Origin of the sequence: Streptomyces sp. NPDC058678, assembly GCF_042714835.1 — a bacterium.
Taxonomy (GTDB): Bacteria; Actinomycetota; Actinomycetes; order Streptomycetales; family Streptomycetaceae; genus Streptomyces.
In genome coordinates this window covers 438,044-458,215 of record NZ_JBHXSG010000001.1, presented here as the reverse complement: position 1 = coordinate 458,215, position 20,172 = coordinate 438,044, and the positions used below count along the sequence as shown (strand labels likewise).

Sequence of the window (20,172 nt, the reverse complement as noted above, 5' to 3'; positions counted from 1 at the left end):
GGAGCGACGAGGACACGCGATCCCGCCGCTCAGCCGCGCTGTCCCGCTTCTGCCGCTTCGCGTGCCGGCCTGTTCTCTCCCGCGGCCTCGTCGGGGGTGCCCGCAGGGGTACGGCGCAGTCGGCCCATGTCGGGGACCAGCGCGACCAGAGCGAGAACGGCGAGAACCGCGCCGAGCCAGAGGGGGGCGCGCAGGCCGTAGGCGTTGATGCCGAGTCCGCCCAGCCAGGAGCCGATGACGACGCCCAGCGTGATGAAGGACGTGTGCACGGTGTTGACGAGCGCGCGGGCGTTGGCGGCGCGCTGCACCCTGCTGATCATCGCGGGGTTCATGGTGACGCCGACGAAGCCGATGCCCATCATGGCGAGGACCGCGGGCGCCTTGAGATCGGCGAGCAGGGCGAAGGCGCTCAGGAAGAGGACGTTGAGCGTCAGACCGGTGGCCAGGACACGGATGGTGTGCGTGTCGGCGAAGCGCGCCACGACGGCGTTGCCGATGACGGTGGCCGCACCGTAGGCGAGGAGGAGCAGCGGGACGACGCCGCGGGAGAAGCCGGTGACGTCGGTGAGGATCGGTGTGAAGTAGGAGAAGGCGGAGAAAGTGGCGCCGATGATGAGGGTGGACGTGCAGATGATGAGCCAGAGCTTGCCGTTACGGAAGGCCGACATCTCCTCCCGGAGGCCTCCGGCGTCCTCGGCGTGACCGAGGGACGGAACGACGATGACGGTGGCGATGGCGGCGATGATCGTGATGATGCCCACGGCGACGAATCCGGCCCTCCAGCCCCACTGCTCGCCGACGAGGGTGGAGACGGGCAGGCCGAGCAGCGTCCCGACCATGAGTCCCTGCATGGTGAGGCCGGTGGCGCGCCCCCGCAGCTCGGGCTTGGTGATCTGGGCGACGACGGCGAGGGAGACTCCGAAGAACGCCGAGGAGGCCGTGCCCGTGATGACCCGGCCGGTCACCATGACCCAGTAGTCGGTGGCGACTGCCGCGAGGGCGTTGCCGAGCAGGAAGACGGCGTACAGGGTCATGAGCGCGGCCTTGGGCCGCAGTTTGAGGACGAGCACGGTGGCGAAGGGCCCACCCGCCGCCATGGCGATGGCGAACGCCGTGATGAGGTAGCCGACTTGGGGAATGGTGACCCCGAGGTCCTCGGAGATCTGCGGCATGAGGCCGCCGACGAGGAACTCGCTGGTGACCATGGCGAAGATGCCAAGAGCCATGAGGTAGACGGATTTTGGCATGGGTACCTCCAGAATTATGTACTGATCAGACCAAAACAAAGGCGCAGGAAGGCCCGAGGGCATGCGGAGGCCCGGCCGACGCACCGGGCAGGGGTGCGGGGCCGGCCGTCAGGGACTCAGCAGCCGAGGGTGTCCGCGCCCGAGGCCGCGATCTGCTCCAGCGCGGAACGGTCCGCACCCGACTGGGCGGCGACCCGCATCCCGGCGATGAGGGCCGTCAGATACCAGGCGAGACCGTCCGTCGCCCGCGGAGAGGTGACCGAGCCGTCTTGCTTGCCCTCCGCGATCACCGCGCGCAGCGAGACCATGCGCCGCTCCAAATCCCGGTTCAGGACCTCTGCGATCTGCGGATCGGAGGCGGCCATCTGCGTCGTGGTGTTGACGGTGAAGCAGCCGGAGCCGTAGCCCTCGCGCCGGTTCTCCATCTCACCCTCGATGATCACCGAGAACAGGGCGCGGACACGTTCGGCGGCGGGGCGCCCTTCCTCTGCGAGCAGGGAGACCTGACGGGCGGTCATGGTGTCGACGTAATACGACAGGGCCCGCAGGAACAGGTCTTTCTTCGACTTGAACGTGTTGTAGATGCTGCTGCGCCCGAGTCCCGTGGCCGTGCACAGGTCCCCGGTGGAGGTTGCTTCGTACCCTTTGATCCAGAAGACGCGACACGCCGCCTCAACCGCCTGGTCCTCGTCGAACTGCCGTGGTCTTCCCATGGCAGCACCCTAGCAGGTTATGGAACGTTCGGAACAAAACTAGTGCGGGCCCCGGCCACCACGGCGGGGATGAAGGGAGGCCGGAGCCCGCGGTCCCCGGGAACGTCAGGCGTTGCGCCCGCCGTCGACGGCGAGCCTCGCGCCAGTGGTGAAGCCTGCCTCCGGAGAGGCGAAGTAGGCAACCGCGGCGGCTATCTCCTCCGGCTGTGCGTAGCGGCCGAGTGGGGACAGGCCTTTCTGGAACTCGGAGCCCGGGCCGTCCTCCGGATTCATGTCGGTGTTCGTGGCCCCTGGGGCCACCTCGTTCACCGTGATCCCGCGCGGCCCCAGATCCCTGGCCAGGCCCTTCGTCATACCCGTGACGGCGGCCTTGCTCGTGGCGTAGGCGGTGCAGCCGGGTCCCAGGGCGAACTCCCCGATACACGAGCCGATGTTGATGATCCGCCCGCCGTCCGTCATGTGCCGCGCCGCCTCCCGGGCGGCGAGGAGCGAGCCGCGGATGTTGACGTCGAGCGTCCGGTCCACGACCTCGACCGGTACGTCCCCGATGCCGGAGAACGTCGTGTCCATCACGCCGGCACTGTTGACCAGGATGTCCAGCCGCCCCAGCTCACGGACCGTCCGGTCCACGGAGGCGCTCACGGCCTCGACGTCGGCGACGTCGGCCCGGATCGCGACGGCGCGCCGCCCCGTCTTCTTCGTCAGCATCTCGGCGGTGTTCCGCGCGGCCTCCTCGTTCCCCTGGTAGGTGAGGGCCACGTCGGCCCCCTCCTCCGCCAGCCGCAGGGCCACCGCGGCACCGATGCCCCGGCTGGCGCCCGTGACGAGGGCGACCTTTCCGTTCAGTTTCTCGATCATGACGTGCGCATTCCTCTGACTGTCCGGTGTACGGGTCAGACCTGGTAGGAGCCGTACTTCTCGGCGACCTGCATGGCCTGGGGATTGTCGGCGGGGTCGAACGCCGGGATGTTCACTCCGGCAACCGCGTCCTTGCCGGCCTCCAGGAAGAACCGTTCGAAGCCTCCGGGGGTGAACAACAGCAGCTGCTTGGCCATGTGCAGACCGGTGTTGCGGAATCCGTGCACGGTCCCGCGGGGCACGAAGACGAAGTCGCCCGCCTTGACCTGGTAGGTCTCACCGTCCGCGTGGATCTCCAGCTCCCCTTCGAGGAGGTAGAAGGCCTCGTCCTCGTGACGGTGGTCGTGCAGTGGCGGCCCTCCCCCAGGGGGAACAGACGCCTCCAGGACCGCGAGGCTGCCCGCGGACTCCTCGTGACCGATCTTCACCGAGTAGACGTCGCCGTTGAGCCACACGGCACGGCCCTGCCCGGCGGGGAGGTGCATCACCTTCCGGACCTGCGGGGGCTGGTCGGTGTTCTGCTGCTCCAACAGAGACACGGTGCGCCTTTCTATACGGGTTCGAGACGGGTCGCGGACAGCGTCTGTCCTTCGGTGATCGCCGGATGCGCCTGCGCGGGAACCTCGTTCCCGCCGAACTCGACGGTGAGGAGGCGAAGCCATTTGTCCCGACACGCGACGAACAGGCCGTGGTCGAGGCGCCGTACGGTCCCGGCGGGCGCCGGGAGCTCTCCGGCCGGAGCCGTGTCGTCGGCCGACAGGATCGTCACGCGCTGACCGGACGGTGTTTCGGCGAACGCCCCGGGATGGCGGTATCCGGCCCGGATGTGGCACGCCACCTTGTGCGCGGAGTGGGCGAAGTCGAGGCGGTAGTCGTCCTGTGAGGGGCGCGTGAAGTAGGTCCGCTCGGAGGGGTCCTGCGGGATGCGCCGGAAGCTGCGGGAGGCGAGCTGCGGGATGAGGTCCAGCAGCATCAGCACATTGGCGCGTTCCTGGATGGTCCGCAGCTCCAGGGCCGTCTCCCGTCCGGTGAGCGGCGTCTCGTGCTGCGCGAGGATCGCCCCCGTGTCCAGTCCGGCGGCCATCTCGATGGCCGTCACCGCTCCGTCGGTCTCACCGTTGCGGACCATCCAGTAGAACGGCGCCAGACCGGCGTAACGGGGAAGCCGGCTCGGATGGAAGTTGACACAGGTCACCTTCGGAGTGGCGAGCAGCTCTTCCTTCAGGATGCGCTGGAAGTTGCCCACGACGAGGTAGTCCGGGGCGAGTTGCCCGATCCCGCTCACGAACTCGGGACCGTTGACGTTCGCCGGGCGCAGCACCGGCACACCTAATGCCTTCGCCTGCTGTTCGAGGTCCACCTGATCGGCGTCGGAGGTGAAGTAGCCGCAGAGGCGGCCGACGGGGCTGGTGACGACAGCCGCGAGATCCACCAGTGGGTGTCCGTGCAGCATGTCCAGGAAGGGAGCGCCGAGCTTGGAGTTGATCTCCGAGAACAGCACCACCCGTATCGGGCCGGTCAATGCGGGCTCCTTTCGTACGGAGGAACGTGAGGAACGGGGTCCTAGAAGAAGGGGGAGGTGGACCTGCCGCCGAGGAGCACGTTTCCGGTGAGCTGCAGAATGGAGTCCTGCGCGACGGCGTGCTGGCACATGGTGTTGACGTCACGGAGCCACCGGTCCATCGGGGACTTCCTGCGGTACACGGAGGACCCGCCCACCAGGTCGTAGAGCCGGTGCACGATGCGGCGTGCGGTGCGGAAGGCGTGGTAGCGGGCCAGGGCCGTCTGGACCCGCTCGTCGGCGGAGAGCTCGGTGCCGGTCTCCAGCGCGGTCCACTGGCGCTCGACGCTCGCGTACACGGCGGTCCGCGCCGCGGTGAGCTCCATCTCCAGCTCGGCGACGGCCATCTGAACCCGGTGGTCCTGGGACCAGGCCAGACCGGTCTCGCGGTCGGCGCGGTGGCCGGCCATCTCCCGTACGTGGTCGAGCGCCGCGCGGGCGAGGCCGAGGGGGATGCCCGACATCTTGCGCAGGATCGCGTCCGGCGCGTCGTGCAGCGGGCCGCTGCGCACGGGTTCGGCGAAGGAGAACGAGTGCTCGGCCGGCACGAACAGATCGTCGACCTGGTAGTCGATGGAGCCGGAGCCGGCCAGACCGGTGGTGTACCAGGTGTCGAGGTGCTCGAACTGGTCGGGGGTGGCCAGCACGACCCGCCACAGCCCCCGGCCCGTGGCGTCGTCGATGACGGGACTGCCGTTCTCGTAGACGGTGCAGCCGGCGGCGAGCATGTCGCAGTGCGTGGTGCCGGATCCGAAGCGCCACTGCCCCGAGACGCGGTATCCGCCGTCCACGCGTTCCGCCCGGCCCTGGGGGTAGATCCATCCGGACTGAGCCGTGTCCAGCGAGGAGTACAGCTTGCGGGCGGTCTCCTGGTCGAGGAACCCGGAGTAGATGCCGGAGTCCATTCCGATCATGGAGCACCAGGCGGCGGACACGTCGCCCTGGGCGATGGTCTCCAAGAGCCGTATCTGTTCGACGGAGGTGAGTTCGGGTCCGCCCCACGCCTTGGGCATCGTGGCGCGGAAGACGCCGGCGGAGCGGAGGAGTTCGACGATGTCCTCCGGCAGACGCCGGTTCTCCTCGATCCGTGCCGCGTTCTCCCGCAGGACGGGCTGGATCTCCCGGGCACGGGCGATGATCGCGTCGGCGGTCTTCGGAATGATCGCGGTGTTCGCGAGGGTCGCGGTGGTCATGGGGCTCCTTGTCAGGTGTAGCGGCCGTGCGCCATCACACGGTGGGGGTCGATCACGTCCCGGATACGCCGGGTGAGGGCCAGCGCGCCGGGATCGGTGAGCCGGTCGGTCCACTCCCCGTGGTCGACGTCCAGGCGGTAGGGGAGGTATCCGGCTTCGGTGAACAGCTCGTAGAGCAGGTCCAGGGCCTGGTGCGCCCGCGCGGTCTCGTCCGCGGTCCGCGCGAACCGGAGGGAGACCACCAGGTCGATGACATCGGGATCCAGGGCGTTGACGGTCGCTCCGGGCCGTATGCCGGTCTCGGCGTGCACCTGGTCGAGGAGGCGGAGAGCGGCGGTGACGTCCCTGCCGGTGTAGGGGACGAGGGGAAGGAAGAAGATCCAGCCGCCTCCGTGGTCATCCACCCTCGGGGCCGCCTGCCCGACCGCGGAACGGAGCATCGCCTCGTGATGGGCGACGTCTCCGGCGTAGCCGTGCTGGACGACCCGGGAAACGATGTCATCGTCCGCGGGGGGCTCCTGGTCCGAGCGGGCGACCGAGGTGAACAGGCCCGAGGCGTCGGCGAGTCGGCATGCGGTGTCGGTGAGGGCAGCCACCACTTCGCCGGTGCCGCCGAGGGGGACGTGGACGAGGTATCCGCCCTGTGCGCTGGTCCCGTAGGTGGTGGACGAGGTGGTGTCGTAGATCTTGAGGACACCGTGCACGAGGCCCTGGGAGTGCCAGCGCCGCAACTCGTCCACCGCCGAGGACAGTTGGTCGCGGTCGAAGGTGAGGCGGAGGACCCGCTGGACCTCGGGACGCGGCAGGAGGCGGATGACGCCGGCGGTGACGATGCCGTAGTCGGACTGGGTGAACAGGTGCAGCAGCGAGGGCCCGAGTCCGTACGGGTTCGGCGCCGTGACGGTGCCCTTGGCGGGCCACCACCCGACACGGATCTGCTCGCCGTCCGGCAGGACGACTTCCAGGCCCACCAGGTCGTCGGTGCGTTGCCGACGGAGCCCCACTCCGCGGTCCAGGGCGTTCCCGAGGACGCTCGAATGCCCGGAGGAGGCCGTGACGTTCAGCATGCGCGGGGTGTCCGAGAGTTCGGCGGCGAGCTGTCGCTGGGTCACTCCGGGTTCGATGACGGCCCAGCCGTGCCGGGTGTCGAGGTCACGAATGCGGTCGAGACCATCGAGTTCGATACGGACGGCGTCGTGGCGGGTGGGCTCACGTGAGCCGAGGCCCCAGTTCCGCCCGGTGGAGACGGCGTGGAGTGGCGGCGCTTCGTCGTCGCCGAAGGCACGGACGATGCCGGGCACTTGGTGCGGGCTGGTCGGACGGATGACGGCGGGGACGCGACGGGACTCGAACATGGACACGTTGGCGCCGGCTTGCGCCGGGCGGACGATGCGGGAGGGGGCGTTGTCGACTGCCTGTCCGGCCTTGTCCAGGGCAGCCGACAGCGTGGATTCGGGCATGGGGAGGCATCCTCGGTCGAGATGGGCGAGGGAGACGAAGGCGAGACACCCGGTTCAGGGTCTGTGCCCGGAACGTGGATCGGGGCTTGGCCTCGTGGGAGCGGCACCACTCAGGTAGACGTGCTCCAGGGGTTGGTCGGGCCCTTTGCGGACGAAGGCCATCACCCGGATCACCCTCGGCATCTCCCCGTCCCAGCGGGGCTCGGCCGCACACAGACACGGCACGTCCAGGACACCCTGTTCGGCGAGGACGAGCGGCGGGATGTCGGCGGTCAGATCCGAGGTCATCGTGAACATCAGGGCTTCGATGTCCTCGGGCCGTAGGTCGTTCTTCTGGAGCACCCCGTCGACAAGGTCGACGGTGGCGCGGGCGATGGCCTCGCGGGTGTTCGCGTCGGAGCGGATCGCACCACGGACGGCACGCACGGTGGAATACATGGGCGGCCGGGTCAGACGGAGGCCATACGGCCCTGGTGGAACAGCAGTGCGCCTTGGTCCGTGTCGCCGCGGTGAGCGGCGGTGACTCGGCCGAGGAACAGACAGTGGTCACCTTCGAGGTGAGTGGTGGAGACCGTGCAGTGGAGCGTGGCCAGGGCACCGTCGAGGATGCGGCGCCCGTCGGCGGCGATGCTGAAGTACTCCTCCAGTTCGTGCCCCGTGGGCTTGTTCCTGGAGGCGAAGAGCCTGGCGTGGTCACCCTGCAGCCCGGAGAGGAAACTCAGGCAGAACCCTCCGGCAGCGGAGGTGATTGTGTGCGCTCGCGAATACTTCCGCAGCGACACCAGCACGGTCGGAGGCTCGAGCGTGACGGATGTGAGCGAGTTGACCGTAGTGGCCACGGTCTCGTCACCGTGACCGGCCAACAGGACAGCAACGCCCGTCGGGAACAGACGCATGACGGACCGGAGATCGGGCTCCGTAGGCGCGGCGGGATAGGTCCCCCTGGTCATCCCTGATTGTCCTTTCGTCCTTCTGCCCTTGTGAGGCAGGTCGGTGCGGCGTCCACCTGCGGGAGGACGGTGACGCAACGGGAGTTGAGGGCTTTTGAACTGATCAGTCCAGTAGGAACGAACGTAGCAGACACCGAACAGGCGCACCACTGACCGTGACGGCGCGACAGCCTCTGGAAGCACTGTGTTACCGCTCGGTAGCCGAGGGTTCCATCCGAGCGCGCCCCCTCCGTGAGCTGGCACGTTCAGTCGCACTGACAGCGGTCCCGAGAAGTGCGGACATCGAGGGGCCTGTGGATCCCGCGATCGCGTCGGAGACATAGATCACGTCACCGCCGCTGAGGGATTTTGGCCAAGAAAGGACATTGCGGAAGCAACCGGTCGCGATCGCAGCGCGCAGCCCCGTCGCGCACGGATCCTGGTCGGAGAGCGGGACCCGTTCCTTGGGGTGGTGTTGAAGAGCCGGTGCCGGATAGCGGTCTGCGGTCGGGCCCGCACCGCCGTGCGCTGTGAGGTCAGCGCCCGTGCGCTCACGGGCAAGGCGGGTCGGATTCCCGGAACTAGCGTGCCGTGCGGAGCACCCGCGGTGGGAGACCCCGCGTTTCACGCACGACACTTCAGGAGATTCACATGTCCGACGCCGCCCTTCCGGTTCAGCCGGTCCTGGAGCCCGCGGCCGCCGCGTTCGCCGAGGCGACCGCGAATCCGCCCTACCTCTTCGACCTCCCGCCCGCGGAGGGCCGCAAGGCCGTCGACGAGGTGCAGTCCGGTGAGATCGACAAGCCGGAGATCGACGAGGAGTGGATCACCGTCCAGGGCGGTCCCACGGGCAGCGTCCGGGCCCGCGTCGTCAAGCCCGCGGGCACCGAGGGCACCCTGCCGGTGATCATCTACATCCACGGAGCGGGCTGGGTGTTCGGCAACGCCCATGCCCACGACCGGCTGGTGCGCGAACTCGCCGTGGGCGCCAACGCCGCCGTCGTCTTCCCCGAGTACGACCTCTCGCCCGAGGCCCGCTACCCGGTCGCCATCGAGCAGAACTACGCGGTCGCCCGCTGGGTCGTCGAGCAGGGCGCCTCCAAGGGCCTGGACGCCACCCGCATCGCCGTCGCCGGAGACTCGGTCGGCGGCAACATGAGCGCCGCGCTGACCCTGATGGCCAAGGAACGCGGCGATGTCCCCCTCGTCCAGCAGGTCCTCTTCTACCCGGTCACCGACGCGAGCTTCGACACCGGCTCCTACCACCAGTTCGCCACCGGCTACTTCCTGCGCCGCGACGGCATGCAGTGGTTCTGGGACCAGTACACGACCGACGACAAGAAGCGCGCCGAGATCACCGCATCCCCGCTGCGCGCCACCACCGACCAGCTCACCGGCCTGCCCCCGGCCCTGGTCATCACCGGCGAGGCCGACGTCCTGCGCGACGAGGGCGAGGCCTACGCGAACAAGCTCCGCGAGGCCGGCGTCCCCGTCACCGCCGTCCGCTACCAGGGCATCATCCACGACTTCGTGATGCTCAACGCCCTGCGCGAGACCCACGCCGCCCAAGCCGCCATCGCGATGGCCGTCGACACCCTGCGCACCGCGCTCCACGGCCACTGAGACATCGACAAGGAGAACCCCGCATGTCCACCACCCCCACGGTCCTTCTCGTGCACGGCGCCTTCGCGGACGCCGGCAGCTGGTCCGGCGTCATCGCCGAGCTGCAGCAGCACGGCATCCCTGTCGTGGCGCCGCCGAACCCGCTGCGCGGCCTGGCGTCCGACGCCGCGTACATCGCCTCGGCGGCCGCCCAGATCAAGGGCCCGGTCGTGCTGGTCGGCCACTCCTACGGAGGTGCGCTGATCTCCGTGGCCGGGACCGTGGAGAACGTCGTCGGGCTGGTCTACGTGGCCGCCTATGTCACCGAGGAGGGCGAGAGCCTGGGCGAGTTGCAGGGGCGCTTCCCGCTGTCGCCGCTGGTCAGCAGTCTGCGGGAGGCGACGTACCCCGTCGAGGGGGCGGCGGCCGCGGTGGAGGTCACCATCAAGGCCGAGGCGTTCCCGGAGATCTTCGCCGCCGATGTCCCGGCCGAGGTCACCAAGGTTCTGGCGGTCGCCCAACGGCCGCTGGCGGCCGGGGTGTTCACCGAGACGGCGTCAGCGGCGGCCTGGCGGACCAAGCCGTCCTGGGCGCTGGTGGCCGGTTCGGACCAGGCGATCAACCCGGAGGTGCAGCGCTTCGGTGCGAAGCGGGCCGGGGCGACGATCGTCGAAGCGGAGGGCGCCTCGCACGCCGTGGCCGTGTCCCGGCCCTCGGCGGTCGCCGACCTGATCCGCGAGGCGGTACGCGCGACGAGCTGACACAGGCGGCTCCCGCCCCCTTGCCCTCCCGTGCGCACCGCTCGTCTACGTCCAGCACACAACACCCCCATACAATTCTCGTGATCATGTTCGGGCGTTCCGCTCGCGCATGGTGTGCGAGGGGGCGGGTTGGCAGAGGAAAACGCGGCGTTCGGGTCTGTGCTGCGGGAGTTGCGGCTGGCCGCGTCCTTGACGCTGGAGGGCCTTGCCGAGGCCTCGGGCGTCAGCGTGCGGGGCATCGGGGATCTGGAGCGGGGTCGGCGGGCGGCCCCCCAGCGCCGTACGGTGGCCGCGCTCGCCGACGGTCTGGGCCTGGCCGAACCGGATCGGGAGCGACTCCTGGCCGCCGCCCGCGCCGGCCGCAGCCCCGGCTACAGCCCGGTCGGCGTGCGGGCCTTCCCGCGCGGCATCGACGACTTCGTCGGCCGGGAGCGGGAGCTCGTGCGGCTGCGGAAGCTGGCGGAGGGGGCGAACGTGGTCGGGCGGTCCGCGGCGACGGCGGTGGAAGGCGGACCACAGGTGGTCGTCGCCGCCGTGTCCGGCCCGCCCGGCACCGGCAAGACCACGCTCGCGCTGCACGCCGCCCGGGAGTTGGCCGACCGTTTCCCGGACGGGCAGTTGCTCGTGGACCTGCGCGGTATGGATGACGTTCCGCCCGAGCCGGTCGAATTGATGCTGGGCGTGCTCAAGGCCCTCGGCGTGGCCGACCGGGATCTGGCGAAGGCCGGCCCGCAGGGGCATCCCGGGCTGTACCGGCAGGTGCTGGCCGACCGGCGGTGTCTGCTGGTGCTGGACAACGCCCGTGACGAAGCCCAGGTCCGCCCGCTGCTGCCCGGCAGCGGTGCGGGGATGGTGCTGGTGACCAGCCGGCGGATGCTCACCGGCCTGGAGAGCGTGCAACGGCTGCCGCTCGGCGAGCTGAGCGCGGACGAGGCGGCCGTGTTCCTGACCGGCCTGGTGGGCGAGGAGCGGGCCGGCGCGGATCCGGCCGCGCTGACGGAGGTCGCCCAGCGGTGCGGGCATCTGCCGCTGGCGCTGCGGGTGGCCGGCTGCTGGCTGGCCACCCGGACCGGTTGGAGCGTGCGCCGGCTGGCCGACCGTCTCGCCTTCGAGGAGCGGCGGCTGGACGCGCTGGCGGCCGGGGACCTTCGGGTGTCGGCCGCCTTCGACCTGTCCTATCGCCAGCTCACCCCCACGGCCGCCCGGCTGTTCCGGCGTCTTGCCCTGGTGGAGGGTCCGGATGCCGGCGCCGCCTGCGCCGCCCGGCTGACCGGGCAGTCGCTGTTCGACGCCGAGGACACCCTGGAGGAGCTGGTCGAGACCGGCCTGCTCGGCGCGGAGGGGGACCGCTACCGCTTCCACGACCTGCTACGGCTGTACGCCCGCGCCCGTCTGGCCGCGGAGGAGAACACCGAGGACACCGAGCAGGCCCGCGCGGCGATGCAGCACTGGCTTCTGGAGACCGCCGTGGTGGCCGGCCGCTGGTACGAGCCCGACCACGGTGCCCCGCCCGCGACCTGGCAGGGCACGGTCGACCTGTCGACCGCCGAAAAGGCCCGCCTGTGGCTGCAGGCCGAGGGCGCCAACTGGCTGGCCGCACTGCGCCGGGCGGCCTCGGCGGGCGAGCACGCCACCGTCGTGGAGGTGGCCGAGGCCCTGCACTGGTTCTCCGACCAGTGGATCTACTGGGGCCACTGGCCCGAGGTCTTCGGCACCGCCGCCCGTTCCGCCCAGGAGCTGGGCGACCCGCTCGTCGAGGCCACCCAGCTGAACTACCACTCCTGGGCACTGCTCCTGTGCGAGGGACGCCACCATGACAGCATCGCCCGCGCCGCACAGGCCCTCGCGGCCGCCGAGCGCGCCGGCGACACGGTCCAGCAGGCGTGGGCGCACTTCTACACGGCCTGGGCCCTGCGCTGGCTCGGCGACTACACGCCGGCCGCCGAACACAACCGGCGGGCCGCGGAGTTGTTCCAGGCCGCCGGCGACATGTACGGCACCGTCCAGGCCATGAGTGGTCACGGCAGCGTCCTGGTGGAGGCCGGCCTGGCGGAGGAGGCCATCGCCGCCAACCTCCAGGTGCTCGCCTTCCTCGACGAGGCCGGCGACCGCCTCGAACCGCACATCGCTCGCTTCACCCGGTTCAACAGGCACCACGGCAACGGTCGCGCCTACGCCCTCCTGAAGCGCTGGGACGAGGCCGTCGACCACCTGCGGATGGCCGTCGAACTGAGTCACGACAGCGGCAACACCGGCCTGGAGAGCCGCTGCCTGGTCGACCTGGGCCAGGTCCTGCTGGACGCGGGGCGCGAGGCGGAGGCCCGGGACGTGTTCACCCGCTGTCTCACCCTCGGCGCGGGCGCGGACCCCCGGGCCGTCGCCGAGGCCCGCGAGCAATTGGCCGGCCGCGACACCTGAACGGCGGCGCAGCCCCACCGCGTTTCTGCCTGTGTTCTGCCTGGAGTCACCGACACGCCCCTGATTGGCTGCTGTCGACCGACAGCACACGCAAGAAGGGGGCGAGCCCGTTGAGTCCGGTACTGACGACCGCTTCGGTTCCCGACGGGGAGAAAGTCGCCTACTGGCGCGACGTGGTGGGACGAGCGCTGGTGCCGATGACCGTCGCCCCGCGCGGCACCGGTCCGTTCCACGGCCGGATCACGACCAGCGACCTGGGCCACCTGCGGGTGTCCACCCTGGAGGCGGACGCCGCGCGGATCAGCCGTACGCCGTCACTCGTCGCGCGCTCCCCCGAGGCGTTCTGGGCCGTCGGCATCCAGGTGTCGGGCACGGCGACCCTCACCCAGGACGGCCGAAGGGCCCAGGTACGCGAGGGCGACCTCCTGGTCTACGACACGACGCGGCCGTACTCCCTCGACCACCCGGAGCGGTTCGCCACCCATGTCTTCCGGCTGCCGCGCCCGGCCCTGGGCGTGCCGGAGGCCGACCTCCGCCGGATCACCGGCACCGCCATCGGCACCGCGGACGGCTTCGGCACGGTGCTGCTTCCCTTCCTGGCCTCGCTGGCGACCTCGGCCCACTCCTACTCGCCCGCTCTCGGGGGCAGGCTGGCCGGCAGCGTCGTCGACCTGGTCGGCGCCCTGGTGGCCGAGCGGACCCGTCAGGCCGGCCCGGACCAGGACGGCACGCGCACCCACCTGGTGCGGCGCGTCCGCGACCACATCGACCGGAACCTCGGCGATCCGGCCCTGTCGCCCGAGGCCATCGCCGGGGCGCACCGGATCTCCGTCCGGTACCTGCACCGGCTCTTCGAGGGCGAGGGCATCACCGTGGGACGGCTCGTCCAGCAGCGCCGACTGGAGGAGTGCGCACGCGAACTGGCCCGCCGCGGCCGGACGAGCCCCACCGTGTCGGCGGTGGCCCGGCGCTGGGGCTTCGTCAGCCCCACCCACTTCAGCCGGGCCTTCCGCACGGCGTACGGCGTCTCCCCCAGCGAGTGGCGCGGCCCGCGCACCTCCGCGGCCGCGCCCGGCGCCTGAGCCGTCGCCGCCGCCTACGCCGCCGACCCGATCTCCGTCACCCCGCCCGGCTCCTGCGCGAACTGTGTCCGGTACAGCTGCGCGTACCGTCCACCGGCCGCCAGCAGCTCCTCGTGCGTGCCGCGTTCCACGATCAGCCCCGCCTCCACCACGAGGATCAGGTCCGCCGTGCGGACGGTGGACAGGCGGTGGGCGATCACGACCGCCGTCCTGCCCTCCAGGGCCTCGGCGAGCGCCTCCTGGACGGCCGCCTCGGAGGTGTTGTCCAGGTGGGCGGTGGCCTCGTCGAGGATGACGACGCGCTGGCGGGCCAGCAGCAGCCGGGCGATGGTCATGCGCTGGCGTTCGCCGCCGGAGAGGCGGTAGCCGCGCTCGCCGACCACCGTGTCGAGGCCGTCGGGCAGGGACCGTACGAGATCGTCGAGGCGGGAGCGGCGCAGGGCGTCCCACAGGTCGGGCTCGGTCGCGGTGGGGCGGGCGAGGAGGAGGTTGGCGCGGACGGTGTCGTGGAAGAGGTGGCCGTCCTGGGTGACCATGCCGAGGGTGCCGCGCAGTGACTCGGTGCGCAGGTCGCGGACGTCGACGCCGCCGACCCGGACGGCGCCCTCGTCGACGTCGTACAGGCGCGGCAGCAGCTGGGCGACCGTCGACTTGCCGGCGCCGGACGAGCCGACGAGGGCGACGGTCTGGCCGGGTTCGGCGCGGAAGGAGATGCCGTGCAGGACTTCGGCGCCGCCCCGGGTGTCGAGGGAGGCCACCTCCTCCAGGGAGGCGAGGGAGACCTTGTCGGCGGACGGGTAGCCGAAGCGGACGTTCTCGAACTCGACGGAGACCGGGCCGTCCGGGACCGGCCGTGCGTGCGGCTGCTCCTTGATCAGCGGCTCCAGGTCCAGCACCTCGAAGACGCGCTCGAAGCTGACCAGGGCGCTCATCACCTCGACGCGAGCGCCGGCCAGGGCGGTCAGCGGGGCGTACAGACGGGTCAGGAGGAGGGCGAGGGCCACGACGGCGCCCGGATCCAGGGTGCCGCGCAGGGCGAACCAGCCGCCGAGGCCGTAGACCAGGGCCAGCGCCAGGGCGGACACCAGGGTCAGGGCGGTGATGAACAGGGACTGCGCCATGGCGGTGCGTACGCCGATGTCCCGCACCCGTCGCGCGCGGACGGCGAACTCCTCGGACTCCTGCTCCGGGCGGCCGAAGAGCTTGACCAGCGTGGCGCCGGGGGCCGAGAAGCGCTCGGTCATCCGGGTGCCCATCGCCGCGTTCAGGGCCGCCGCCTCCCGCTGCATCCCGGCCATCCGGCTGCCCATGCGCCGCGCCGGGATCACGAACACCGGCAGCAGCACGAGTGCGAGCAGGGTGATCTGCCAGGACAGCGTGAGCATCACAGCGAGCGTGAGCAGCAGCGTGACCAGGTTGCTGACCACTCCGGAGAGCGTGTTGCTGAAGGCACGCTGGGCGCCGATGACGTCATTGTTGAGTCGGGAGACGAGCGCTCCCGTACGAGTACGTGTGAAGAACGCGACCGGCATCCGCTGCACATGATCGAACACAGCTGTCCGCAGATCGAGGATGAGGCCCTCTCCGAGCGTCGCCGACAGCCGTCGGCCGAGCACGCCGAGGGCCGCCTCGGCGACCGCGATGAGCGCGATGAGCAGGGCGAGTCGTACGACCGTGCCCTCGTCGCCGCCCGACACGATCGCGTTCACGACACGCCCGGCGAGGACCGGGGTCGCGACGGCGAGCAGCGCGGTCACCACGCCGAGCGCCACGAACCGGGCGATACGGCTGCGGTGCGGGCGGGCGAAGGCGCCGATACGGCGGAGGGTGGCGCGGGCGAGGGGACGGCGCTCCTGCTCGGCGTTCATGACGCTGTGCAGCTGGGTCCAGGCTGTGGTCTCCATACTCATGGGAAGGACCGTAGAACCTCGAGCTTGATTGAGGTCAAGGTACTGCCGTCGTTCACCCGCCCGTCGTCCCCCAGCCCGTCGTCCACCCGCGCGAAGGACCCGATGACCGTACGCAATCCCTTGTCCCCGCTTCCGCAACCCGCCGTTGGTGCGGGGTGGGAAGCCTCTCCGGATGTGACAGCGGTACAACTCCCCGAACTCCCCCGTCGCGTCCCGGTCCGCAGGATCCGCCAGATCCTGTGTCTGCTTCCGCTCCTGCTGGTCACCGTCGTCGCGGTGGAGCACCGGTCCGTGCTCGCCGAGGGCTTCGGCCATCTGCGGAACGCCCGCTTGCCCTGGCTGGCGGTCGCGGTCGGCGCCACCTGCCTGACCTGGGTCGCCGCCGCGCTCACCCGGCAGGGTGCCGTCGTCGAGCCACTGCCCAAAGGGCGGCTGGTGGCCACGCAGTTCGCGGCGGGCGCGGCCAACCATCTGCTGCCCACGGGCCTGGGCGCGAGCGCGGTGAACCTGCGGTTCATGACCGTGTGCGGGCTGCCGCTCGCCCGTTCCTCCGCCGCGCTCGCCCTGTATCTGCTGGCGGAGTCGATCGGCCGGCTCGGCCTGCTGGCCGCGCTGCTCATCGCCTTCCCGGACGCGCTGCGGCTCGGCCCGCTCCTGCCCGAGGGGGCCGTGGGTCCGCTGCTGCTGGCCGTCGGGACGGTCCTGGTCGTGGCGGTGGGCGTGCTCGCGTCGGTGCGACGGCTGCGTACGGCCGTGTTCTCCTTCCTGCGGACCGCGCTGGGCGAGGCACGCTCGGTGCACACCCGTCCGGCCCGCGCGCTCGCCCTGTGGGGCGGCTCGCTGGCCTTCCCCGCGCTGCAGGCGGCCGGACTGGTCGCGGTGGGACAGGCGCTCGGGCTGCCGGTGCCGCCCGCGCACATGGCCCTCGCCTATCTCGCGGCGACCGTCGCGGTCGCCCTGGTGCCCGTGCCGGGCGGGATCGGCTCGGTCGAGGCGGCACTGATCGTGGCCCTGGTGGCGGCGGGCGGCCCGGTGGCCGTGGCCACCGCCGTGGTCCTCGCCTACCGGATCATCACCGTGTGGCTGCCGCTGCTGCCGGGGGCGCTGACGCTCGGCGCGCTGGTACGGCTGAAGGTGATCTGACTCACCGCTCCGCGAGCGCCACGCGCACCGGACCGCCCGTCGGATCCACCCGCCCGGTCCAGCCGGCCGTCAGGATCACCGTGCTGTCGTGTCTGCGCGCGGACGACAGTTTTCAGCCGCGTCCGCGGAACCTGGCCGGTGGAGCAAGCCGATCGGCTGGGTCGCGGAGGCATGGGTGTGGCCTGTGTGACGGTTCTGTTCTGCCTGCCGCAGTCGTCGCCGGTGACGGTGGACACGATGAACCACGCGTCCGTGGCCCTCACCGTCGTACTGGTCCTCGCCACGGTGCGGTGGTTCGGCGCCCGTCGTTCGTACGGAAACGCCCACCACCGCCGCGTACGCCGACCGTGAGCAGGCCGGACCGGCCGAAGGGCCGTCCGAAACACCGCCATCCGGCACCGGTCCAGGTACGAACTCCTGTACCGGATGCGGCAGGATGAGCGGTCGCGTCGACCAAGGGGGGCTTCCTGGACGGCGCGACCTCTCATCCCGGAACGAACAGGTGGCAACGTGACACGACTTCACATCCGGCCGTCGGCGAAGGACTTCGCCACAGGACTTCTCTCCGGAGGTGACCGGTGAAGCGGGATCTCACCATGGACGACCTGGTGATCGCCGGCATCGCCGTGATCGCGGGCCTGCTCGCGGCGTTCCTGCTGCGCATGCTGCTGCGCTGGCTGGGCAAGCACGCCGACCGCACCCGCTGGAGCGGTGACGACGTCATCGTGGACGCCCTGCGGACCGCGGTCCCGTGGGCCGCGATCGCGGGTGGTGCGGCGACCGCGGCGGCGGCGCTGCCGCTGACCGGGACGGTCCAGCACAACATCAACCAGGTCCTGACCGTCCTGCTGATCTTCGTCGTGACGGTGGCCGTGGCCCGGGTCGTCGCCGGCCTGATGCGGTCGGTCACCCAGTCCCGCCCCGGCGTCGCCGGATCGGCCACGATCTTCGTCAACATCACCCGGGTACTGATCCTGGCGATCGGCTTCCTGGTGGTGCTCCAGACGCTGGGCATCTCCATAGCGCCGATGCTCACCGCCCTGGGCGTCGGCGGTCTGGCGGTCGCCCTGGCCCTCCAGGACACCCTCGCCAATCTCTTCGCGGGCATCCACATCCTCGCCTCCAAGACCGTCCAGCCCGGCGACTACATCCGGCTGAGCAGCGGCGAGGAGGGCTACGTCGAGGACATCAACTGGCGGCAGACGACCGTCCGCTCGCTCTCCAACAACCTGGTGGTCATCCCCAACGGGGAGCTCGCGAAGACGAACATGACCAACTTCATGCGTCCCGAGCAGCAGTTGACCATCCTGGTGCAGGCGGGGGTCGCCTACGACAGCGATCTGGAGCAGGTCGAGCGGGTGACCATCGAGGTCGTCGCCGAGGTGATGACCGAGATCACCGGCGCGCTCCCCGACCACGAGCCGCTGGTCCGTTTCCACACCTTCGGCGACTCCCGGATCGGCTTCACGGTGATTCTGGGCGTCGGCGAGTTCAGCGACCAGTACCGGATCAAGCACGAGTTCATCAAGCGCCTGCACAAGCGCTACCGCGCGGAGGGCATCCGGATCCCGGCGCCGACGCGGACGGTTGCGTTGCAGCAGGGCGCGGTGGTGATCCCGCAGCAGCGCGGCGCGGAGACCGAGCCGGGCGAAGTCCCCTCCGCCCGGCTCGACTGATCACCTGCCTCTGATCACCAGCCTCTGATCACCTGCCTCGGCTGATCCTCACAAGGTGGCCGAGTTGTCGTGGTGGTGCCCGCCCGTCCGGTTGTTCGGCGCGATGAGGGTCGAGGTCACCGGTGTGACCGTCCAGTCCGGGTGGCCGGGCATCCGCGGGGTCTTCGTGCCGTACAGCCAGTCCCGCAGGAAGCCGGACTGGTCCTGCCCGGAGACCTCCGTGGCGACGGCGATGTAGTCCTCCGTGGACGCGGAGGAGTCCCGGTACCGCTCCAGGAACCTGCGCTCGATCGCGTGGAAGACGTCCTCCCCGACGGCCTGCCGGAGCGCGTAGAGCACCAGGACGCCGCCCAGGTAGCGCTGGCTGTCGAAGAGGTTCGCCGCGTTGGGCGACGCGACCGGCCCGGAGGTCTTGCGCCACTGGTCGCCGCGCGCGTACGTGTCCTTCATCCGGGCTTCCATCGTGGTCAGGCCGAGTGAGTCGGTCCAGCCGCGCTCGTAGCGGTACAGCAGCCCGTAGAAGTCGGCGTGCCCCTCGTTCAGCCACAGGTCGGCCCAGCTGGCGGGGCTGACGCTGTTGCCGAAGTAGGAGTGGACCAGCTCGTGCATCATGTGCGAGCCGATCTTCGGCTCCGCCTGCAGCAGATAGTTCGGCTTGTACAGGGTGAGGGTCTGGGTCTCCAGGCCCGTGAAGTCGAAGGCCGCCGGATCGTCGGAGTTGCAGGGCAGCAGCCCGTACGTCTCGAAGGGGTAGGCCCCCAGCCGCTGCTCGATCCAGTCGACGAGCCCGGGCGTCAGCGCGAGCGCGGGCTCCAGGGCGGCGGCCCGGGCGACCGGCACGACGTCCCTGAGTGGCAGTCCGTGCGGGCCCTGCCGGTCCTTGACCACGTAGTCGCCGACCGTGATCTGCACCAGCTCGGTGGCGATCGGTGAGCGGGACCGGTAGGTGTACGCGGTCCGGTCGCCGTCGAGGCTCTCGGTGCCGACGAGCAGGCCGGACGCCACGCCGCGCAGGCCGGCGGGCACGGTGATGCGGAAGGTGAAGTCGGCCTTGTCCGCCGGGTGGTCGTTGCAGGGGAAGACGGTGTGCGCGGAGTTCGGCTGGGGGCACACGGCGAAGCCGTCCGGGGTGGGAACCCAGGCGGTGTGCGCGAGTTCCCGGCGCGGGTCGGCTCCGTACTCCACACAGACGGTGACGGGCGTGTTCGCCGGCAGGGGGCGCGCCGGCGTGATCCGCAGCTTCTCGTCCGCCTGCTCGAACGTGGCCGCACGGCCGGCGACGCGGACCGCGCGTATGTCCAGGCCGAGGGCGTCGAGGGAGAGGCGGGTCAGGGCCTGGGTGGTGCGGATCCGCAGGGTCGCCTCGGCGTCGACGAGCCGGGTCGTCGCGTCGTAGGCGAGGTCGAGGCGATAGGCCGAGACGCGGTAGCCGTCGTTGCCGAGACTCGGGTAGACGGAGTCGCCGAGGGTCTCCGGGCCCGGGGTGCCGGTCTCCTTCGGAGCCGCGTGTGCCGAGGGTGCCGTGGCCAGGGCCGCGGCCGTGCCGATGAGGACGGCCGCCGGGGCCGTCACTCGGGTGCGATATCTCATGGTCCGCTTTCGCTCTGGCGGCCGACGGG

At 70.8% G+C, this 20,172-nt stretch carries 17 protein-coding genes and 1 pseudogene; 7 read left to right on the top strand and 11 right to left on the bottom strand.

Going from position 1 to position 20,172, the window contains the following annotated elements; all coding sequences use genetic code 11:
• Positions 1–29 precede the first annotated feature (29 nt).
• From ACFWWR_RS01955 to ACFWWR_RS01915, 9 genes are all read right to left on the bottom strand, one after another.
• Complete coding sequence (locus ACFWWR_RS01955) at positions 30–1,247, bottom strand: MFS transporter (protein ID WP_383861325.1); 1,218 nt, start codon at positions 1,245–1,247, stop codon at positions 30–32.
• A 116-nt stretch (positions 1,248–1,363) separates the two neighbouring features.
• Positions 1,364–1,960, bottom strand: coding sequence for a TetR/AcrR family transcriptional regulator (locus tag ACFWWR_RS01950; protein WP_383861323.1), 597 nt, complete (start codon positions 1,958–1,960; stop codon positions 1,364–1,366).
• A 105-nt stretch (positions 1,961–2,065) separates the two neighbouring features.
• Positions 2,066–2,818, bottom strand: coding sequence for an SDR family NAD(P)-dependent oxidoreductase (locus ACFWWR_RS01945; protein WP_383861320.1), 753 nt, complete (start codon positions 2,816–2,818; stop codon positions 2,066–2,068).
• A gap of 35 nt (positions 2,819–2,853) precedes the next feature.
• Positions 2,854–3,348: a quercetin 2,3-dioxygenase gene (locus ACFWWR_RS01940; RefSeq protein ID WP_384301423.1), complete on the bottom strand. Its 495-nt coding sequence runs from the start codon at positions 3,346–3,348 to the stop codon at positions 2,854–2,856.
• A 20-nt stretch (positions 3,349–3,368) separates the two neighbouring features.
• Positions 3,369–4,340 (bottom strand): methionyl-tRNA formyltransferase, encoded by a 972-nt coding sequence (locus tag ACFWWR_RS01935; RefSeq protein ID WP_384301420.1) that lies wholly within the window; start codon positions 4,338–4,340, stop codon positions 3,369–3,371.
• 41 nt (positions 4,341–4,381) lie between these two features.
• Positions 4,382–5,572 carry an acyl-CoA dehydrogenase family protein gene (locus ACFWWR_RS01930; RefSeq protein WP_383861311.1) on the bottom strand — a complete coding sequence of 397 codons (1,191 nt, stop codon included), beginning with the start codon at positions 5,570–5,572 and terminating at the stop codon, positions 4,382–4,384.
• Positions 5,573–5,583: 11 nt separating this feature from the next.
• Positions 5,584–7,032, bottom strand: a complete 1,449-nt coding sequence (locus ACFWWR_RS01925; RefSeq protein ID WP_383861308.1) for an FAD-binding oxidoreductase — start codon at positions 7,030–7,032, stop codon at positions 5,584–5,586.
• A 54-nt stretch (positions 7,033–7,086) separates the two neighbouring features.
• Positions 7,087–7,470 carry a chorismate mutase gene (aroH, locus tag ACFWWR_RS01920; protein WP_383861305.1) on the bottom strand — a complete coding sequence of 128 codons (384 nt, stop codon included), beginning with the start codon at positions 7,468–7,470 and terminating at the stop codon, positions 7,087–7,089.
• 11 nt (positions 7,471–7,481) lie between these two features.
• A complete protein-coding gene (locus tag ACFWWR_RS01915) occupies positions 7,482–7,982 on the bottom strand; it encodes a flavin reductase family protein (RefSeq protein WP_383861302.1) in 501 nt (166 codons plus the stop codon).
• Between the two features lie 630 nt (positions 7,983–8,612).
• Here ACFWWR_RS01915 and ACFWWR_RS01910 point away from each other — a divergent pair.
• From ACFWWR_RS01910 to ACFWWR_RS01895, 4 genes are all read left to right on the top strand, one after another.
• Positions 8,613–9,584, top strand: coding sequence for an alpha/beta hydrolase (locus tag ACFWWR_RS01910; protein WP_384301417.1), 972 nt, complete (start codon positions 8,613–8,615; stop codon positions 9,582–9,584).
• Positions 9,585–9,607: 23 nt separating this feature from the next.
• The gene (locus tag ACFWWR_RS01905) at positions 9,608–10,324 is read left to right on the top strand and encodes an alpha/beta hydrolase (protein WP_384301413.1); all 717 of its coding nucleotides are present in this window, start codon (positions 9,608–9,610) and stop codon (positions 10,322–10,324) included.
• A 129-nt stretch (positions 10,325–10,453) separates the two neighbouring features.
• Positions 10,454–12,742: an ATP-binding protein gene (locus ACFWWR_RS01900; RefSeq protein ID WP_383868348.1), complete on the top strand. Its 2,289-nt coding sequence runs from the start codon at positions 10,454–10,456 to the stop codon at positions 12,740–12,742.
• Between the two features lie 110 nt (positions 12,743–12,852).
• Complete coding sequence (locus ACFWWR_RS01895) at positions 12,853–13,824, top strand: helix-turn-helix domain-containing protein (RefSeq protein WP_383868346.1); 972 nt, start codon at positions 12,853–12,855, stop codon at positions 13,822–13,824.
• Positions 13,825–13,838: 14 nt separating this feature from the next.
• Here the strand turns inward: ACFWWR_RS01895 and ACFWWR_RS01890 are convergent, their stop codons facing one another.
• Positions 13,839–15,728 (bottom strand): ABC transporter ATP-binding protein, encoded by a 1,890-nt coding sequence (locus ACFWWR_RS01890; RefSeq protein WP_383868362.1) that lies wholly within the window; start codon positions 15,726–15,728, stop codon positions 13,839–13,841.
• 180 nt (positions 15,729–15,908) lie between these two features.
• On the opposite strand from ACFWWR_RS01890, the gene ACFWWR_RS01885 reads away from it, so the two are divergent.
• The 3 genes and pseudogenes from ACFWWR_RS01885 (at position 15,909) to ACFWWR_RS01875 (ending at position 18,553) form a co-directional block, all read left to right on the top strand.
• Entirely contained in the window at positions 15,909–16,877 is a 969-nt protein-coding gene (locus tag ACFWWR_RS01885) for a YbhN family protein (protein WP_383868344.1), read from the top strand.
• A 56-nt stretch (positions 16,878–16,933) separates the two neighbouring features.
• Positions 16,934–17,250: pseudogene (locus ACFWWR_RS01880) on the top strand (amino acid permease); the annotation flags it as partial.
• A gap of 205 nt (positions 17,251–17,455) precedes the next feature.
• Positions 17,456–18,553 (top strand): mechanosensitive ion channel family protein, encoded by a 1,098-nt coding sequence (locus tag ACFWWR_RS01875; RefSeq protein WP_384301410.1) that lies wholly within the window; start codon positions 17,456–17,458, stop codon positions 18,551–18,553.
• 48 nt (positions 18,554–18,601) lie between these two features.
• Here the strand turns inward: ACFWWR_RS01875 and ACFWWR_RS01870 are convergent, their stop codons facing one another.
• Positions 18,602–20,143 (bottom strand): M1 family metallopeptidase, encoded by a 1,542-nt coding sequence (locus ACFWWR_RS01870; RefSeq protein ID WP_383868340.1) that lies wholly within the window; start codon positions 20,141–20,143, stop codon positions 18,602–18,604.
• Positions 20,144–20,172 lie beyond the last annotated feature (29 nt).

Excerpts from the sequence above, each read along its gene's own strand:
- ACFWWR_RS01955 (WP_383861325.1), bottom strand. The coding sequence starts at position 1,247 with ATGCCAAAATCCGTCTACCTCATGGCTCTTGGCATCTTCGCCATGGTC.
- ACFWWR_RS01950 (WP_383861323.1), bottom strand. The coding sequence starts at position 1,960 with ATGGGAAGACCACGGCAGTTCGACGAGGACCAGGCGGTTGAGGCGGCG.
- ACFWWR_RS01945 (WP_383861320.1), bottom strand. The coding sequence starts at position 2,818 with ATGATCGAGAAACTGAACGGAAAGGTCGCCCTCGTCACGGGCGCCAGC.
- ACFWWR_RS01930 (WP_383861311.1), bottom strand. The coding sequence starts at position 5,572 with ATGACCACCGCGACCCTCGCGAACACCGCGATCATTCCGAAGACCGCC.
- ACFWWR_RS01925 (WP_383861308.1), bottom strand. The coding sequence starts at position 7,032 with ATGCCCGAATCCACGCTGTCGGCTGCCCTGGACAAGGCCGGACAGGCA.
- aroH (WP_383861305.1), bottom strand. The coding sequence starts at position 7,470 with ATGTATTCCACCGTGCGTGCCGTCCGTGGTGCGATCCGCTCCGACGCG.
- ACFWWR_RS01915 (WP_383861302.1), bottom strand. The coding sequence starts at position 7,982 with ATGACCAGGGGGACCTATCCCGCCGCGCCTACGGAGCCCGATCTCCGG.
- ACFWWR_RS01910 (WP_384301417.1), top strand. The coding sequence starts at position 8,613 with ATGTCCGACGCCGCCCTTCCGGTTCAGCCGGTCCTGGAGCCCGCGGCC.
- ACFWWR_RS01905 (WP_384301413.1), top strand. The coding sequence starts at position 9,608 with ATGTCCACCACCCCCACGGTCCTTCTCGTGCACGGCGCCTTCGCGGAC.
- ACFWWR_RS01890 (WP_383868362.1), bottom strand. The coding sequence starts at position 15,728 with ATGGAGACCACAGCCTGGACCCAGCTGCACAGCGTCATGAACGCCGAG.
- ACFWWR_RS01870 (WP_383868340.1), bottom strand. The coding sequence starts at position 20,143 with ATGAGATATCGCACCCGAGTGACGGCCCCGGCGGCCGTCCTCATCGGC.